Origin of the sequence: Duganella violaceipulchra, from assembly GCF_019166075.1 — a bacterium.
GTDB lineage: Bacteria > Pseudomonadota > Gammaproteobacteria > Burkholderiales > Burkholderiaceae_D > Rugamonas > Rugamonas violaceipulchra.
In genome coordinates, this window is record NZ_JAHTGR010000024.1 from 38,906 (window position 1) to 57,536 (window position 18,631).

Here is an 18,631-nt window from a genome sequence, read left to right on the forward strand (position 1 = left end):
ATCTCCGTATTTTTCAGTATGTACCCAGTTTGACCTTGAGAACCACCGGATTGCCGGTCAGGTTCAAGCCGTAATCTGTCTGGTCGCCGTTCCAGTTGCGTTCCATGATCCATTTGCCGGACGGGTCGAAGTGACCTTCCTCCGCGCGCGCCAGCATGGATGGCTTGCCGTCGCTGCTGACGAAGCTCACGCGCGCATGCTGTCCCACCACGATAAACTCGTTGTCGCCAATCTGCGCGATCGATACGCCGCCATTCGGCAGCTCGGTATCCACCGGTACGTCCTTGACCTTGGCCAACCACTCCGCATCACCGAACTGCCACATGCGGAAGCTGACGGTGGCCGTCCAATTCTTCAACGCGACGGTCTGCGGCTTGCGGTCGTCGCCTTCGGCAACGCCGTGGGTGCGACCTTCAAACGCCCACTTGGCCCACTGGCGTTCCATTGGCCGGAAGGCGGCGTAGATTTTCCCGAACGGCGTCACCATCGTCTTGTCGGTAGCCTTGGAACCCAGCGGGAAATTGCTGTAGTCCGCGTAGTCGATGCCGAACGGCGAGAAGGCCAGCGAGCCACGGCCCAGCACCAGGTAGGCATAGCGCACGTACTGCGCGGCGTTGCTCATCTCCGGCAGCATCAGCGCATTGTCGGCGCGTTGGAAGCGGTCCATCGTGGCATGGAATTTGTCCGACTCCGGCGCATAAACATCCGGCGCGGCGATGTCGATATGCGGCGCAGCCGCCTTGTAGATATCGATCACGTCGAAGGTCGGGCCGCCGCTGGCGAAGTTACCCTTCCACGGCATCACCGGCGACTCCAGCGGATCGCGCAGCGCGTTGTTGACGTACATCGGCAGGTTGTAGACGGCGCGGCCCGCCTTGGCGATTTCCTCGATGTAGCTGGCGATGGAATAGGCGTGGAAGTATTCGTCGGCGTAATCGCCGTAGACCTGCTTCCAGCTGCCGCTGACAGCCAGCGGCACTGGCGATTTTTTGTAATTCAGTACGGCTTGCGGCACATTCTGTTCAAACGCCGCCTGCGCCTTGGGCGCGAAGTCGCGCGCGTAGCCGTAGGTGCCGACTTCGTTCTCGACCTGCATCATGATGACGGTGCGCTGCGCCGAATCAGCCTTCTTGATATGCTCCATCAGCGCGACAAAGGCCTTCCGGTCGGCCTTCATGGTTTCTTCGCTGTTCGGCGACAGGCAGTAGATCGACTTGCCGTCCTTGTCCAACATGCGCGGGAAGCGCTTGTTATCGAACTTGACCCACTCCGGCGTGTACTGCGGGCCTGTATTCTTCCAGGTGCCGAACCACAGCAGCACCAGGCGCACCTTGTGCTGGCGCGCCTGCGCCAGCAAGGTGTCGACATAACTGAAATCGAACTTTCCTTCGACCGGTTCGATCTGTTCCCACGCCACGGGAATTTCAACGGTGTTGGCGTTCATGTCTTGGATGGCCGGCCACACCTTGCTCAAGGCCAGCGGATAATTGCTGGAGTTGTGCACCTGTGCGCCGAACATCACAAACGGCGCGCCATCGACCATCAGGGCGTGGCGGCCGTCCTTCTTCACAATCTGCGGCATATCGGCGGCCGCCGCGCCAGCTGCGGCCAAGGCGGTAAAACTCAAAACGGTGACGAGCTGGCGGGCGGTGTGCTTCATGCGATCAGGCCTTTTTCAAGTTAGAAGGTGTAACGCAGTTGTGCAGTGTAGCGCGGTCCGGTGACGAACCATGCGCGGCCCTTCATGCCTACGCTCTGCTGCATCAGCTGCTTGAACTGCGAGTTGGTGACGTTCTGCGCTTCGAAGCCCAACGACATATGCTCGTTGATCTTGTAGAACATCGACGCATCCAGCTGGCCGTAGGCATCCGCCCACACAGGCAGGCCCCACACCACGTTCTGCTTGCCGACGTCCGGGCTGGCCGGATTGGTGTCGGTGCCGTCGGTGCCCTGGGTACCGTTGACATTGACCGCCTGCAGGCTCTTCGAGCGCCAGTTGTAGGCCAGGCGCGCCGACCATGGGCCTTTGTCGTACATCAGCGCCAGGTTGAACGATTGACGCGACAGGTTCTCCAGCGGCAGGTTGCCGAAGGTGGTGCCGTTGGTGTCGCAACCGTTCAACGTCAGGTTGACGTTGGCCGCCGAGTTCTCGCTGGTGCAGTAAGCCTGGTACACGGGCTTGTACAGATCGCGCTTGCTGTCGACGAAGGTGAAGTTGGCCTGCAAGCCCAAGCCGGACAACAAGCCTGGCAGCTTGTCGAAGTACTGCTGGTAAGCCAGCTCGATACCGCGTGCATGGCCTTTGGCGCCGTTGATCGGTCCCGTCACCGCGAAGTTCTGCTTGACGCCATTGACGTCCGGGATCGCATAGAGGTAGGTCTGGTTGACGATGATGTCTTTCAGCTGCTTGTTGAACACCGCCGCGGTGAACGAACCTGCCGGCGCGAAGTACCACTCCGCCGTCAAGTCCATCTGCCTGGAGGTGGTAGGCTTCAGGTAAGGGTTGCCGGAACCTTTACCCATCTGGCTGACGCTGTTGATGGTGGTGACGTTCGTGGCGGTGTTGGTGGTGGTGCTGGCCGTCTGTTCCATCTCGGTATAGGCTTGCAGCTTGTCGAAGTCCGGCCGCGACAGCGCACCGGCAAACGCGAAGCGGAATTGCAGCGTATCCGACGCCTTCATGCGCAGGTTCAGGCTAGGCAGCACGTTGTGGTAGTTGTTCTCGTAGTCCTCGGCCTTGGAGAACGGTGCGATGACCGGCACCGTTACACCAGTGGTGGTGTTGCCTGCCGGGATATTCGGCGCGGTCGACTTGAAGACCGTGTAACCGTGCGCGGTGCTGGCGGTTTTCACATAACGGACACCCACATTGCCGTCGATTGGATATTTCAGGTTGTCCCAGCCAAAACGAACCTGGCTATACAGAGCCTGGGTCTTCTCGGTCTGGTCGTTGGTGCCGGAAGGGTCGGTACCGAAGGTCGCAGCCTTCCACGTATCGCAGGAGGTGCTCACTTCCGCGCACAGGATGTCGTGATACTTGTGCAGCGCCGCGTAGCTGTCCGGGAAGCCCTGCGCCAGCGAGACGTTCGGGAACACCACCGACGGCACCGAGACTTTGCCGTTGAAGAAATTGTTAAAGGTGTGCAGATTGGTGTTGCCGCTGAAGCGAGGATCGCTCAAATAAGCCAGGCCACTGATGTTCCAGCCCAGCTGCCACGGTTGCGAGATCGGCGACCAGTTGTAGCTCGGGTTGGTGTTCTGCGTCAGCGCGTCGCGGTCGGTCAGGCGCACGCCGAAACGGATGTCGCGCAATACCGGATGATCGAAGTCGTACTTGGCGTCGGTCTTCCACGCGGTCTCATGGCCCACGCTCTTGTCCTGGTGCTCCATCGTGAACGCCCAGTAGTAGTTCTTGGGATCGGCCAGGTTGGCGCGGTCGGCCGCGTCGAAAATCAGGTTGGGCACATTGCCGGTCAGGTCCAGCTGCTCCTTCGGCATCTGCACGCCGGTGGCCACGGTCGAATCGAGGCTGCGGGTGCTGGCGCGGATGTGCTGCAGATCGGTGGTGACGGTCCAGCGGTCGTTCGGACGCCAGCGCAGGTTCCACGACAGGTCGGTGGTGTCGGATTTGCGGGTGGAGGAACGGGTATCGTCGCCGAAGTTGATGCCGCCGTCCTTGGTGTCGGTCAGGGTGCCGGTCAGCAGCGCGCCTTTGGAATCATAGGTGCCGTTGGTGACCTGGATGTTGTACGGGCTCGATTGCGCGAAGATCGCCTGCTCGTCCCACGTCATGGTGTAGCGCGATTTGAAGTAGGTCAGCGAGCTGCTGAGCTGATCGTTGGCCTTCCACTGCAAGGCGCCATACGCACCCTCGCGGCGGCGGTTGAACTCCAGCGTGCGCCATTGCGCGCCCTTCGGCACCCAGATGGTTTTGCCGGCGGCGTCCTTCAATGGATAGTAAGGCTCGACCTGGAAGGCGTCGGTGCGGGTACCGCTTTCCGAATAGGCCAGGTCCAGCAAGGCGCCCACTTCGCCGATCGGCGTCTTCCAGCGGTTCGACACCATGCCCGACATCGACGGCGACGATTTGCCCTTCTTCAGTTCCGAGTAGGTCTCCTGGCCGGAGATGGCGCCGTGGAAGCCCTTGAAGTCGAACGGCATCGCGGTGCGCAGGTTGACCAGGCCGCCGACGGCGCCCTCGACCTGTTCCGCCGACGGGTTCTTGTAGATGTCGACGCCGGCCATCAATTCAGGCGGCACGTCTTCGAAGTTCAGCGAACGGCCGCCGTTGGCGGAGAACGAATCGCGGCCATTGAGTTCGGAGCGCACATAGCTCAAGCCGCGGATCGATACGCCCGAGCCTTCAACCGAGAAGTGCTCCGGATCGCCCTTGGACATGGTGCGGTCGATGGTCACGCCCACGATGCGCTGCAACACTTCCGTCACCGAGCGGTCCGGCAGTTTGCCGATATCGTCGGCCACGATGGAATCAACGATTTCATCGGAATTCTGTTTGATCTTCTGCGCCGATTGCAGCGCTGCGCGCTGGCCGGTCACGATCACGGTCTGGCCGGAATCGGCAGGCGCGGTCTGTGCGACCGCCATGCCGGACATGGCAGCCATCTGGGCCAGGCCCAACGCAATCGCCGTTTTCTTAAACTGTTTCATCTAATGCTCTCCAAAGTTATAAGACTATTCATGGCACTTCGGCCATTTGTTGTTGGTGCTTCCCAGTGTCGACGGTTATGAATTTAGAAATATCAGGCGTGCGGGCCCACAGGCGCTGAATAGCGCAAAGAGATAGTTTTCATTTGAATGCGTCTCGCTTTTGGTTTTGTTATCGTTATGGCTTACTGGCGGGGTGCCAGGTCATACGATGTTATGAGACCATTTTGCAAGTTACGCCAACTGGCCGCAATTGCGAAATTCACCAAGCGGGAGAATGATAATCAGCAAGCGTAGCGTCGATCAGACAACGTAGCGGCTGAAGCGCGCGGCCCGGCGCAGCTAATGCTATGGGCCGCGCGAAAAACATCAACGGCGGCCAGAGCGCGTCGCCACGTCGACCCAGACGGCCAGCGTCAGGATGCAGCCCTTGACGATCATTTGCCAGTAAGTGTCCACGTCCAGCATGGACATGCCGTTATCCAGGCTGGCCATCACCAGCGCGCCGATCAAGGCGCCGTAGACGGTGCCGGAGCCGCCGCGCATCGAAGTGCCGCCGATGAAACAGGCCGCAATCGCATCCAGCTCGCCCGAGGTGCCGGCCGACGGCGACCCCGCCGCCAGCCGCGCCGTGTTGACCAGGCCAGCCAAAGCGCACATCAAGCCCATGATCCCGAAGATCCACAGCTTCACCGCCTGCACGTTCACGCCGGACAAGCGGGTCGCCTCCATATTGCTGCCCACCGCGTAGATGCGGCGGCCGAACACGGTCTGCGTGGCGACGTAGCTGAAGGCGCCCAACAGCACCAGCAACAACAGCACCGGCAGCGGTATGCCTTCGTAGCTGTTCAAGGTCCGCACGAAGGCGAACAGCACGGCGCCGATGGCGGCCAGACGCACGCCGTCGCGCCACATCGGCGGCACCGGCAGGCCGTGGCGGCCCAGGTTAAGTCGCTGGCGCCAGCTCAGCACGGCGGCCAGCGCGAACAGCACCACGCCCAGCGTCACACCCAGTTCCGGCGACAGATAGCCCTGCCCCACCTGCACCATCGCTTCCGACACCGGCGCCACCGTCACGCCGTCCGTCACGCCCAGCACGATGCCGCGATACGCCAGCATGCCGCCCAGGCCCACGATGAAGGACGGTATGCCCGCATACGCCGTCAGATAGCCGTTGAACAGGCCAAGCAGCAGGCCGCAGGCCAGCACCGCCGCCACCGTCACGGGCAACGGCATGTGGTGGGTTACGTCGAGCACCGCCGCCACGCCGCCCAGGAGGCCTAGCAACGAGCCTACCGACAGGTCGATCTCGCCGGAGATGATGACGAAGGCCATGCCGCAGGCGACCACGCCGGTCACCGACATCTGCCGCATCAGGTTGGACAGGTTGCGCGCCGAAATGAAGCCGCCGTCCGTCTTCCAGCTGAAGAAGCTCCAGATGATGGCGATGGCGATCAGCAGGGCGAGGATTTTATACTGCGTAAACAGTTGTTTGAGTTTGTTGGTATGCATGGTCACTATGATTGATCGAGCGCCGCAGACAGCAGCATTTCCTGGGTCAGGTCCTGGTTGATGAAGTCTCCGCGCAGCCGGCCTTCGCCCATCACCAGCACGCGGTCGGATACGCCCAGCACCTCGGCCAGTTCCGACGACACCATGATGATGGACACGCCCTGGCTGGCCAGTTCCAGCATCAACTTGTAGATCTCGTACTTGGCGCCGACGTCCACGCCGCGCGTGGGCTCGTCGAGTATCAGCACCTTGGGCCGCGTCAGCAGCATCTTGGACAGCACCGCCTTCTGCTGGTTGCCGCCGGAGAGCGACGTAATCGGCAGGAAGGGACTGGCCGTCTTCAAGCCTAGCCGCGCGATTTCCTCGCTGACGGTCTTCAGTTCGGCCTCGCGGTCGATGCGGGTGAAGCGCGCATAGCGGCCCAGCACCGACAGCGTGATGTTCTGGCCCACATCCAGGTCACGGATGATGCCATGCTGCTTGCGGTCCTCCGGCACCAGCGCCAGCCCGGCGCGGATGGCCTTGAGCGGCGTGCGGGTATCGATCTTCTCGCCGTTGAGCCACACCTCGGCCTCGCAGCGGCCGTTGTAGGCGCCGAACAGCGCGGACACCAGCTCCGTGCGGCCCGCGCCCACCAGGCCGGCGATGCCGAGGATCTCGCCCCGGCGCAGCTTGAAGGAGACGTTGTCCACCTTCCGGCGGTCCGGCTTCTCGGTGTCGTAGCACACCACGTTGCGGGCTTCGAACATCACCTCGCCCTGCGTGCGCTCCAGTTTCGGATACAGCTGGTTCATCTCGCGCCCCACCATCTGCGCGATGATCTGCCGCACATCCATCTGCTGCATCGGCGTGGTGGCGATATGCTTGCCGTCGCGGATAACGACGATGGTGTCGCAGATCGCCTCCACCTCATCGAGTTTGTGCGAGATGTAGACGCAGGCCACGCCCTTGGCTTTCAGGCCGCGGACGATATCGAGCAGCACTTCGATTTCCGACGCCGTCAGCGACGACGATGGCTCGTCCAGGATCAGCAGCCGCGCGTTCTTGTTGAGCGCCTTGGCGATCTCGATCAGCTGCTGATGGCCGCCGCCGTAGTTCATCACCGGCAGCACCACGTTGACGTCGTTGAGCTTAAGCTCCTTGAGCAGCGTTTCGGCGCGCTGGTTCATGGCCGGATAGTCCATGCGCCCGCCGGGCAGCGTGATCTCGTTGCCCAGGAATAGATTTTCGGTCACCGATAATTCGGGGACCAGCATCAGCTCCTGGTGGATGATGACGATGCCGGCCGCTTCGCTTTCGCGTATCGATTGCGCCTTCAGCGGCTGGCCGTCCATCAGGATCTCGCCGTCCCAGGTGCCGTGCGGGTAGACGGCGGACAGTACTTTCATCAGGGTCGATTTGCCGGCGCCATTCTCGCCGCACAAACCGATGCACTCGCCGGGCCTGACTTGCAGGTCGATGCCGTCGAGCGCGGGAACACCGCCGAACTTCTTGACGATGCCCTTCATTTCTAGCAAATAGCCGGACATACAGATTCTCGCAGAGGTGAGGTGCGGGAACCCGTGAAACGCGTCCCCGCCAGAAGAATTACTTGGCCGCGAGTTGGGCTTTGGTGTAGAAACCATCGGTGACCACCAGGTCGATATTCGCCTTGGTCAGCATGGTAGGTTTCAGCAGCAGCGTGCTGACTTGCTTGAAGCCGTTCTGATACTCGGCGTTGAACGCCGGCTTCTCATTGCGCACCAATTGGATCGACAGCTTGGCTGCCTCGGAAGCGATCAACTTCAACGGCTTGTACACCGTCATGGTCTGCGAGCCGGCGATCACGCGCCGCACCGCCGCCAGATCCGCATCCTGCCCGGACACGGCTACCTTGCCATCGAGCTTCTGCGATGCCAGCGCCTGGATCGCGCCGCCGGCGGTCGCATCGTTCGACGCCACCACCGCATCGAGCTTGTTGCCGTTGGCGGTCAGCGCATTTTCAACGATGGACATGGCCTCGGCCGGATTCCAATCCTTGACCCACTGCTTGCCGACCACCTTGATATCGCCCTTGTCGATCAGCGGCTGCAGCACCTTGAGCTGGCCTTCGCGCAGCATCTTGGCGTTGTTGTCGGTTGGCGCGCCGCCCAGCAGGTAGAAGTTACCCTTGGGCTTGACCGCCACCACACCCTGCGCCTGCATTTCGCCGACCAACTTGTTATCGAAGGAGATATAGGCGTCGATATCCGCGTTGAGGATCAAGCGGTCGTAGGAGACCACCTTGATCTTGGCCTTCTTCGCCTCGCGCACCGCGTTGTTCAGCACCGTGGCGTTGTAAGGCACGATCACCAGCACATCGACACCGCGCGAAATCAGATTCTCGATCTGGGCGATCTGACGCTGCTCGCTGGCGTCCGCCGACTGGACATAGACCTTGGCGCCCTGCTGCTCGGCGGCGGCGACGAAGTAGTCGCGGTCGCGCGCCCAGCGTTCCAGCCGCAGGTCGTCGATGGAAAAGCCGATTTTCGGGTTCTTGGCGTCGGCCATGGCGTTGCCGCCGGCGCACACCAGCATGACGGCGACTGCCGCCGCGCTCAGTAATTTCTTCATTCTTACGGTCTCCTGTTTGTTCGGTGGATCTTTGTCCAACTAGTGGTTATGGCGCGCCTGGTTATTGGCCACTCCGCGATATGGTACAGCCAGTTCCATGCAAGCGCCGTTTTCCATTTGTCCGACGGTGCTGCGATAGATTTCCTGCCATGGAGTCTGGCTGGCAGGGATGGCCGGAATACCGTCCTTCTTGCGCTCCTCCCACTCCACCGGGTCGACCTGCACATCGCAACGGCCGGCGTTCAGGTCGACGCGGATACGGTCGCCGGTACGCAGCCAGGCAAGGCCGCCGCCAACCGCGCTCTCCGGCGATGCGTTCAGTATCGACGGGCTGTCCGAGGTGCCGGACTGGCGCCCGTCTCCCAGCGTCGGCAGCGCATTGATGCCGCGTTTGACCAACGCATCGGGCGGCTGCATGTTGACCACTTCGGCCGAACCGGGCCAGCCTATCGGGCCGGCGCCGCGTATCACCAGCATGCAGTCCTCGTCGATATTCAGCGCCGGATCGTTGATGCGGGCGTGGTAATCGCCGGAACCGTCGAACACGATGGCGCGGCTCTCGAAGATGTTCTCGCTGCCCGGCGTGCTCAGATAGCGGGCGCGGAAGGCGTCCGAGATCACGCTGGTCTTCATGATGGCGAAGTCGAACAGATTGCCCCTCAGGACAAAGAAGCCCGCATCCTTCTTCAGCGGCTGGTCGAAGGCAAAGATCACCTCGCGGTCATGCGTCTCGCGGCCGGCCAGGTTGTCGCGCATGCTGCGGCCGGTGACGGTGGGCCGGTCCGAACGCAGCATGCCCTGCTGCTCCAGCTCCCACATGACGGCCGGCACGCCGCCGGCGCGGTGAAAGCGCTCGCCGAGGAATTTGCCGGCCGGCTGCATGTTCAGCAGCAGCGGCACGGCATGGCCGTACTCCATCCAGTCGCTCGAGTGCAGCTCGACGCCGGCGTGGCGCGCCATCGCCATGATGTGCTGCTGCGCATTGGTGGAGCCGCCGATGGCGGCGTTGACCACGATCGCATCGAGGAACGCCTCGCGGCTCAAGATGCTGGACGGCTTGATATCGAGCCGCGCCATCTCGACGATGCGCCGGCCGGTTTCATACGCCATCTGACCCCGTTCGCGGTACGGCGCCGGGATCGCCGAGCAGCCGGTCAGCGACATGCCCAACGCTTCGGCCATCGCGTTCATGGTGGAGGCGGTGCCCATGGTGTTGCAGTGCCCCGCAGACGGCGCCGAGGCGGCGGCGATCTGCAGGAATTTTTCGTTGTCGATCTCACCGGCGGCCAGCTGGCGGCGGCCTTTCCAGATCGCGGTGCCGGAACCCGCCAGTTCGCCTTCGAACCAGCCATCCAGCATCGGCCCGCCGGACAGCACGATGGCGGGGATGTCCACCGTCGATGCGGCCATCAGCTGCGCCGGCGTGGTCTTGTCGCAGCCGGTGGTCAGCACCACGGCGTCGATCGGGTAGCCGTGCAGGATTTCCACCAGCCCGAGGTAGGCCAGGTTGCGGTCGATGGCGGCGGTCGGACGGCGGCAGTTCTCAAAGATCGGATGCAGTGGAAATTCCATCGCGATACCGCCCGCATCGCGGATGCCGTCGCGCACGCGCTTGGCCAGCTCCAGATGGATGCGGTTGCAGGGGCTGATGTCGCTGCCGCTCTGCGCGATGCCGATGATGGGGCGGCCGGATCGCAGTTCCTCCGGCGTGATCCCGTAGTTCATGAAGCGCTCCAGGTACAGCGCCGTCATGTCGATGTGTTCGGGATTGTCGAACCAATCCTGCGAACGGTAGCGGCGTGCGGTACTCATGCGCCGTACCAGCCCGCGTCGACGAAGTAATCGCGCCCGGTGCAGCGGCCGGCGTTGTCGGAGGCCAGGAACAGCGCCAGCGCGGCCACGTCATCCACCTGCACGCGCTGCGGCAGGCATTGGCCGGCCAGGATGCGCGCTTCCTCTTCCGGCGTGTGCCACAGGGCTTCCTGGCGCGGCGTGCGCACTGCGCCGGGGATGATGCAGTTGACGCGGACGTTGTGCGGACCGAGGTCGCGCGCCAGGCCGCGCGTCATGCCCTCGATGGCGGCTTTGGCCGTCATGTACAGGGTCAGCTCCGGCAGCGCCAGGTGCCATGAGATCGAACCGAAGTTCAGGATCACACCGCCGCCGCGCTGCTGCATGCCGACGGCGACAGCCTTGGCGCAGAAGTACTGGTGCCGCAGGTTGACGGCCATGCGCTCGTCCCAATATTCCGGGCTGACGTCGGCCAGCTTGTGGCGGTCGTCGTTGGCGGCGTTGTTGATCAGTACATCGACAGAACCGATACGCTCGAAGGCCGCAGCCACCGCATCGAGATTGGTCAGGTCGCAGCGCACGAAGGTCGGCGGTACCGCCTGGGTCGACAAGCGGCCTTGCAGCGCCAGCGAGTCTTCTTCGGCGATGTCGAGGAAGTGCACCTGCGCGCCCTGCTGCGCAAACGCCTCCACCATGCCGGCGCCGATGCCGCTGCCGCCGCCGGTGATGACCACGCGCTTGCCGGCCAGGCTGGGATAGATCGCCTGCTGCACCCTGGTCTGCAGGGCCGGCACGGCGCGCGCCGAGGCCGCGCCGCGCGCCCGTGCCAGCAAGGCGCGCACGCCAAAGGTCCACGGCGTGATCGTGTCGCTACGCTGCACATGGTTGACCAAGGTGCCCAGCGACGGCGTCGAGATGCTGACGCGATCGCCCAGGTGGTGCGTGAAGCCGCCGCCGGCCGTGTCGCGGTCCTTGATCGGCGAGAACATCGTGCCGAGGAAGAGCATGAAGCCGTCCGGGTATTGATGATGACGGCCGCAGACCTGGCTCACCAGGTCGAGCGGATCGCGGCTGATTTCGCGCATGCGGCTGGCGCCGGCCAGGTGGAAGCCGTCGTCCATGCCTTCGATCAGCATGCTCAGTTCCGCGTTGCGGATGGTGTCGATGGTGAAGTGCTCGTCGAACAGGCGGATGAACGGGCCGATGGCGCAGGAGCCGTTGTTGTCCTTGGCCTTGCCCAGCAAGAGCGCGCTGCGGCCTTCGATGTCACGCAGGTTGACGTCGTTGCCCAGCGTGGCGCCCAGCACGCGCGCCTGGCTGTTGACGGCCAGGACAATCTCCGGCTCCGGGTTGTTCCATTTCGAATCGGGATGCAGGCCGACATCCGCGCCCTGCCCCACCGCCGACATGGGCTGCGACTTGGAGAACACCTCGGCGTCCGGGCCGATGCCCACTTCCATGTACGGCGACCAGAGGCCGCGCTCGATCAGGTCCGCCTTCAGCCGCGCCGCTTCCGGCGAGCCGGGACGGATGGCCGACAGGTCGGAGCCGATGATGGCCTGGATCTCTCCGCGCAGGACGTTGGCGCGGGAGGCGTCGCCACCGGCCTGCTCTTCGATCACGCGCTCCAGCAGGCTGACGGCGAAGGTGACGCCGCAGGCCTTGATCGCTTGCAGATCGCACGGCGCCAGCAGGCGGGGCATACCGATATGAGCGCCGGCGGCGGTGGTGCTTTCCAGCGCATGCGCCATCAGCTGCTGCACGCTGCCCAGCGACTCGCCGGGTGCGCTGCGGGCGATGTCGAGGACATCGTCGCGCTCCAGCAGGTCGGACATGGTGGGGGCGTGGCCGGTGATGTCGAACACCTCGCCGTTGCGGACGGCGACCACGCAAGGCCCGTCGATGACGCCATTGCGCCAGACGCGGCCCACCAGAACTGCCCGTTCGATATCGTCGGGCAGCATCGTTTTCATCTTATTTTCCAAGGTCTCTCTCCAAGCTGGCAAGCAAACTGCGTGGAGGATTTTGACCCGATTCCCCAGTGACGGCAATTATGAAACTCACCAATCACGGTCATGTTTTACGCGCCCGCCGCTCAGGCGACGCTGCGCAGTTCGGGCACGGCGGCGCCGTCGGCGGATTTCTCATCGGCGCAACCCAGCATGGCGCGGTCCTGGTAGGCGCGTGGCGTGCAACCCAGCTCCCGCTTGAACACCGCGTGCATGTACTGCACCGACGTGAAGCCGCAGCTGAGCGCCACGTCGGCGATGCTGCGCTCCCCGCGCGCCAGGATCTCGGTGGCGGCATCGAGCTTGAAGCGCAGGATCACGTCGTGCACGCTGCAATCGAGCTCCTGGCGGAAGTAGGATTCCAGCGACGAGCGCGAAATGCCCACGTATTCGGCCACCTGGTGGGTCTTGATGCCCTGGCAGGCGTACTGGCGGATGAAGTGGCGCGCCCGCATCACGTGCGGGTGCTTGGGCGCTTCGTGGCGGGTCGAGGTCAGCACGTTGATGCCGACCGGCGGCACCAGGATGCGCGTGCCGCCCAGGCGCACGCCGTGCAGCATCTGGTCCAGCAGGTGGGCGGCGGTGCGGCCCATCTCCTGCGCGCCCTGGATCACGGAGCTGAGCGGAATGCGCGTCAGCATGCGCGCCAGCGGATCGTTGTCGATGCCGATCAGCGCCACCTGCTCCGGCACCTCGATGCCGGCCATGATGCAGGCCTGCAGCAGCTGGCGCGCGCGGGCGTCGGTGACGGCGATGATGCCGACCGGCTTGGGCAGGCTGTGCAGCCACTTGATCTGCTGCTCCACCGCCTCGTCCCAGGACGGCGCGCTGGTGCCCAGGCCGCGGTAGATCTGCGGCTCCATCTTGTCCTTGCGCATCAGCGTGCGGAACGCGGTCTCGCGCTCCTGCGCCCAGCGGTTCTCCCGCGCTTCCGGCAGGCTGAACATCGCAAAATTGCGCAGGCCGGCCTCGATCAGGTGATCGTGGGCCATCTTGATCAGTTTGAAGTTGTCGGTGGCGACGTAGGGCACGGCGTCCGGATAGCTGCTGTCGTCGGCGTAGGAGCCGCCCACCGCCACCACCGGGATGCGGCTGCGGCTCAAGGCGGCCGCCACGGCGGGATCGTCGAAATCGGCGATGATGCCGTCACCCTGCCAGTGCTCGATGCCGGGCAGGCGCAGGCGGAAGTCTTCCTCCAGGAACAAATCCCAGGAGGCGCGGGTACTACTCAGGTGAGCGGCGATACCGGCAATCACCTCGCGGTCAAAAATCTTGTTTGCGTTGAACAGCAACGCAATACGGTGGGACTTCATCGACATTTTCAACGACCTCAATCTCGGCACCAAGTATTGTGGCATGTTTCCGATCCTGTTCCGATGAAAAAGGCGAACCCGTCCCTAATTGGAGACAATCGGCTTGCCAGTCACTATGCCGCGACCCGCCGTGCTCATATACACCACCCCGTAGGTATTGGCATCTCCGATAACGAATTGGGCATCGCCCGGCCCGCCGTATTGATGATTATCGTCATTAATCCGCAGCCAGCTGGCGCCGCTGTCGATCGAGCGGAACACGCCGCGCACGCCGTCCACCGAGCCCCAGATGTACACCGCCGGATAGCTTGCGCCCGGCGCTGCCTTGCCGAAGCCCACCGCCGCCGCGTAGCCGACATTGGCCAGCTTGGCGAATGAAGCGCCGGCATCGGTGGAACGGGCCAGGCCGCCGTCATACAGCGCGACCCAGACATCGCCCTCCCGGCCGGGCGCGGCGCGCACCACGGTCGAGCCCTTGGCGCTGGCCAGGCCGCCTGCCGGCGCGAAGCTGGCGCCTGCGTCGGTGCTGACCAGCATGGTGGCGCCGCTCAGCGCGTAGAACTTGCTGGCGTTGACCGGATCGGCCACCGGGCGCGCACCGTTCAGGCCCATGACGGCGTTCCAGCTGTCACCGCCGTCGGTGGAGTAATAGCTGGTGGACGATTTGCCCGGACTATGCACGATCACCTTGCCGTCCGCGCTCAGCGCCAGCTGCCCCTGCTGGCCTTTGATGCTGGCGGTCTTTTTCCAGCTCAGGCCCAGGTCGCGCGACACATACATCGCGCTGCCCACGCGCGCCAGCACATTCGGCTTGGCGGCGGCAAAATCCAGACCCCAGGTGGTGCCCATGGTTGGTGTGTGGATGGGCGCGTACTTGCTCACGTCGGTGTGACGGAAGCCGTCGTAATCGCCGATGGCCGAAACGACCGGGCCGCCGGGAATGCTGACCAAATTGAGCGGCACCGATTCCTCCAGCCCCGCATCCTCGAACTTCCACACCGCCGGCGCGGCGTGGATGTCGTCTGTTTTAAAAATGCCGTTGCCCGACACGACCATTACGCTGCGGGTATCGAAGGGATCGAACTCGATGCTGGCGGTCCAGTGGATGAAGCTGCCCGCTATCCAGCTCACGCCGTTGGGATCGATCCGCACGCCCTGGTCGACGATGCTTTTCCAGCTCTTGCCGCCGTCCAGCGTTTCAAAGAACTTGTCGCCCATGGCGCCGGGCTGCTGGTAGTAGTCGATGGTGGACACGATCATGCGGTCCTGGCTGCCCGGATCGACGGTGATGCCGGCATAGGCGCGGTTCAGCGGTGGCGAGATGTCGCTCCACTTGCGGGCGGCGATATCGTACTTCCACACCGCGCCCTGCTCCATGCCTTCGCCGTGCGCCACGTCGCCCCACGGGCCGGCGCCCTTGGCGTAGACCACCACCAGGCTGCCCTTGGCCAGCACCGCGCGCTGCGGCATCAGCGCGGTGGGCCCGCCGCTCAAGGCGGTGAAGCGCTTGCCGCCGTCGCCGGACAGATACAGATTGGCGCCCACCGAACCATAGCGCGACACGCCGGCGAAGATGCGCTGCGTGGCGCCGCCGGCCGCGCTGGCCGGGTCCAGCACGACGAAACTGATGCCGTTCTGGTTGGGCGTGGCCGCCACCGGCAGGCCGTCCAGGTGCTGCCAGCTCAGGCCCTCGTCCACGCTCTTGAACATGCCGTTGGCGCGCGTGCCGATGTAGAGAATCTTGCCGTTGGCAGGGTCCACTTGCAGCTTCTCGCCATTGCCGCGTCCCATGCCGTTGCCGTGTACCTTGAACTGCTTGCTCACGTCGATCCTGGTGAAGCTGCGGCCATAGTCGTTCGATTTCAGGATCGCGCTGGCCCCGCCGTTCAGGTAGCTGATGCCGGCCGACAGATACACCCTGCCCGGCGCGCCAGGATCGATGGCGATCGACTCCACGCCCAACAGGCCGGTCTCCTGGTCGGATACCCAGTCCAGCAACGGTATCCAGCGCCGGCCGGCGCCATCCCAGCGGTAGGCGCCGCCGACGTCGGTGCGCAGGTAGACCAGACCCCGCTCGGTCTTGCTGGTGACGATGCCGGAGACAAAACCGCTGCCGCCGATGGCGACGTTGTCCCACGCATAGGCCGGACCGCCGGCCATCAGCTTCTTCAGGGTCGGCGCCATGGCCTTGGCCCAGATTTCGTAGCCCTGCTGGTTCGGGTGCAGCAGGTCGGGCATGATGTCCTTCGACAGCGTGCCATCCGCCGCCAGGAAAGCCTGGTTGATGTCGAGGTAGAAAACATGCCGCTGGTCGGCAAAGCCGGCAATGATGGCGTTGACCTTTTCATTGATCTGGCGGAGCTGGTCGTCCGGCTTCTCGCCGCGCGGGAAGATCGCCAGCAGCAGGATCTTGGTGTCGGGCAAACGTCGGCGCAGCTCATCGATATTGCGCTGGATGCCGGCGGCGGTGGTGCACGGGTCCTCCTGGCGATGGCCGGTGTTATTGGTGCCGAACATCAGCACCGCGACCTTGGGCGCAAGGCCGTCCACCTCGCCGTGCAGCAGGCGCCACAGCACGTTCTCGGTGCGGTCGCCGCCGAAGCCCAGCGCCAAGCCGTTCAGCGGCTTGTAGTGGCGTTCCCAGACCGGCGCGCCACGCTTCTCCCAGCCCTCGGTGATCGAATCGCCGATGAACACCACTTCGGCCGATTTGCCCAGCGCCCGCGCCTCGGCCAGTTTCTGCTCGTGGCGCGGGGTCCACCAGTCGATAGACCAGGATTCGTTCAGCTTGTCCGGCGTGACCGACACGGTCTTGTAGTCCGGGCAGGCAGTGTTGGGCTCGCCGCTGGCCTGGTAGCGGATATTGGCCACCGACACCTCGCCGCTGCCGGTGGCGTCGAGCTTGAACGGCTGCGCGACGGCGCTCAGATCGTCGCCCTCGTGCACAAAGCAGCTCACAGGGAACACCACATGCCGCCAGCCCTTGCCGGCGTCTGCGCGCGCCGGCAGCACATAAGACACGCTGCGGCTGCACTGCTCGCCGCAGCCGAGAGCAAAGCTGATGCCGCCTTTCGACATCTCCGCGACGTTGACATCCAGCGCCAGCACGCCATGCGCCAGATAAGGCCGCAGATCGACCGGCTTGCCGCCCTCCACGCGCAGGCCGGCGTACCAGCTGTCCTTGAAGCGCAGGCTCACAGCCTTGCCGGCCCGGCGGGCGCCGACGCGGCGCTTCGGTTCCTTGACCGACGCCGGCGTGGCGGCGCTGGCGCCGTCCATGGTCACGTGGGTGTCGGGGTCCGCGACGGTGATGTGCCAGGATGGCGGCGGATGGCCGGCGTAGATCGCCAGGTCGGGGATCGGCGCCGCCAGCGCGGATGCCGACAGGGCGAGCAGGGATAAGGCCAGGCGCCAGCGGGTCAATTTCATGGGGGGATGTCTCACTTGAATTCTTGTGCGTACATTCTGCAAGCTCCCCCCGCACGCCGCAATTACGAAATTCACCAAGGCGGCCAATGATATTGGCGGCGTTTCAGCTGTCCAGCGAGCTTTGCACGCGGTAGGACAACGGCAGCGTCAACAACAGCAGCGCCGCCAGCGCCATCACCGCGACCGGCACGCCGGCCACATCGCCCAGGCGTCCGAACAGCACCGGCGCCAGCGCGCCGCCGCCGATGGTGCCGGTATAGAAGCGCGCAAACGCCTGCTCGCGCTTGCCCGCGCCGGCCAGCTCGGGCACGGTGCCGTACAACACCGACGAGGTGCCGTTCAGCGCCAGGCCCAGCAAGGGCAGCATGGCCATCATCGCCACCAGCGGCAACCACACCGACAGCAGCATCAGCAGCGCCGTGGCGGACTCGGTGATCCACACCGTCTTCATCATGCCGATGCGCGCGCCCAGGTAGCCGCACAGCAGCTTGCCGAAGGCGCCGCCGACAAACAGCAGCGACAAGGCGATGCCGATGCCGGCGCTGCCGGCGCCCTTGTTCTGCAACAGGAACGGCAAGAAGGTCAGGAAGCCCATGCGCACCGCGCTGTCGAGCACGCCGGTCGCGATCAGCGCGCGCAGCCCGCTGGCCGAGCCCTTGCCGCCCGCCACCTTGGCCGACGCCGCCTGGTGGCGCGCCGACTCGGCCGCCGTCGGCAACAGCCACCACAGCAGCGCGGCCGCCGCCAGGCCCAGGCAGCCGATCAGGGTCACGCTGGCTTGCCAGCTCACCACCACCAGCAACAGGCCGACCACGCCCGGCACCAGCGTCTTGCCGATGTCGCCGGCAAAGTTGTATTGCGCCAGCGCTTCCTTCACGCCGCCGCCCGCCTCGTGCGTGTCGGTGACGATGGACGAGGCCAGTGGATGCTGGGTGCTGGCGCCCAGGCCGCCCAGCAACAGGGAGATCAGCAGCACCGTCATGCCGCCGGCCAGGCCGGCGATCAGGTAGGCGATGCCGGCCAGCGCGGTGCCGCCGATCAGCATGCGCTCGCGCCCCCAGCGCCTGGCCATGCGGCTGGCCAGCAGCTGGAAGCCCGCCATCATGCCCGAGTAGGCGCCGCGCAGCAGGCCCACCATCGCCAGGCTGATGGCAAATTGCGCTTGCCAGATCGGCAGCAGCACGTAGATCACATCGGTCAGGCCGTCATGAATGGCATGGGCGCTGCAAGCGGCGATCAGCGAGCGCCGGCGGACATTCTGGGTATTGTTCATCGTTGTATTTGTGACAGCAGTGCCGCGATTGTAAAGGATTGCAGAAA

General features: G+C 64.2%; 10 protein-coding genes. All 10 read right to left on the minus strand.

Annotation, left to right across the window (positions count from 1 at the left end):
• Positions 1–13: 13 nt before the first annotated feature.
• The gene (locus tag KVP70_RS29540) at positions 14–1,660 is read right to left on the minus strand and encodes a GH35 family beta-galactosidase (RefSeq protein WP_217945957.1); all 1,647 of its coding nucleotides are present in this window, start codon (positions 1,658–1,660) and stop codon (positions 14–16) included.
• Between the two features lie 20 nt (positions 1,661–1,680).
• Complete coding sequence (locus KVP70_RS29545) at positions 1,681–4,668, minus strand: TonB-dependent receptor (RefSeq protein WP_217945958.1); 2,988 nt, start codon at positions 4,666–4,668, stop codon at positions 1,681–1,683.
• 366 nt (positions 4,669–5,034) lie between these two features.
• Positions 5,035–6,177, minus strand: coding sequence for a sugar ABC transporter permease (locus KVP70_RS29550; protein WP_217945959.1), 1,143 nt, complete (start codon positions 6,175–6,177; stop codon positions 5,035–5,037).
• A 5-nt stretch (positions 6,178–6,182) separates the two neighbouring features.
• Positions 6,183–7,706 carry a D-xylose ABC transporter ATP-binding protein gene (gene xylG, locus KVP70_RS29555; protein ID WP_217945960.1) on the minus strand — a complete coding sequence of 508 codons (1,524 nt, stop codon included), beginning with the start codon at positions 7,704–7,706 and terminating at the stop codon, positions 6,183–6,185.
• Between the two features lie 58 nt (positions 7,707–7,764).
• Positions 7,765–8,769, minus strand: a complete 1,005-nt coding sequence (gene xylF, locus KVP70_RS29560; protein WP_217945961.1) for a D-xylose ABC transporter substrate-binding protein — start codon at positions 8,767–8,769, stop codon at positions 7,765–7,767.
• Between the two features lie 39 nt (positions 8,770–8,808).
• The gene (locus KVP70_RS29565) at positions 8,809–10,581 is read right to left on the minus strand and encodes an IlvD/Edd family dehydratase (RefSeq protein WP_217945962.1); all 1,773 of its coding nucleotides are present in this window, start codon (positions 10,579–10,581) and stop codon (positions 8,809–8,811) included.
• Positions 10,578–12,533, minus strand: a complete 1,956-nt coding sequence (gene xylB / locus KVP70_RS35055; protein ID WP_217945963.1) for a D-xylose 1-dehydrogenase — start codon at positions 12,531–12,533, stop codon at positions 10,578–10,580. Before xylB ends, KVP70_RS29565 begins: the two co-directional genes overlap by 4 nt.
• A gap of 122 nt (positions 12,534–12,655) precedes the next feature.
• Positions 12,656–13,882 (minus strand): XylR family transcriptional regulator, encoded by a 1,227-nt coding sequence (locus KVP70_RS29575; RefSeq protein WP_217945964.1) that lies wholly within the window; start codon positions 13,880–13,882, stop codon positions 12,656–12,658.
• Positions 13,883–13,966: 84 nt separating this feature from the next.
• Positions 13,967–17,311, minus strand: a complete 3,345-nt coding sequence (locus KVP70_RS29580; RefSeq protein ID WP_217945965.1) for a GDSL-type esterase/lipase family protein — start codon at positions 17,309–17,311, stop codon at positions 13,967–13,969.
• 103 nt (positions 17,312–17,414) lie between these two features.
• A complete protein-coding gene (locus KVP70_RS29585; RefSeq protein ID WP_217945966.1) occupies positions 17,415–18,584 on the minus strand; it encodes an MFS transporter in 1,170 nt (389 codons plus the stop codon).
• Positions 18,585–18,631: the final 47 nt, after the last annotated feature.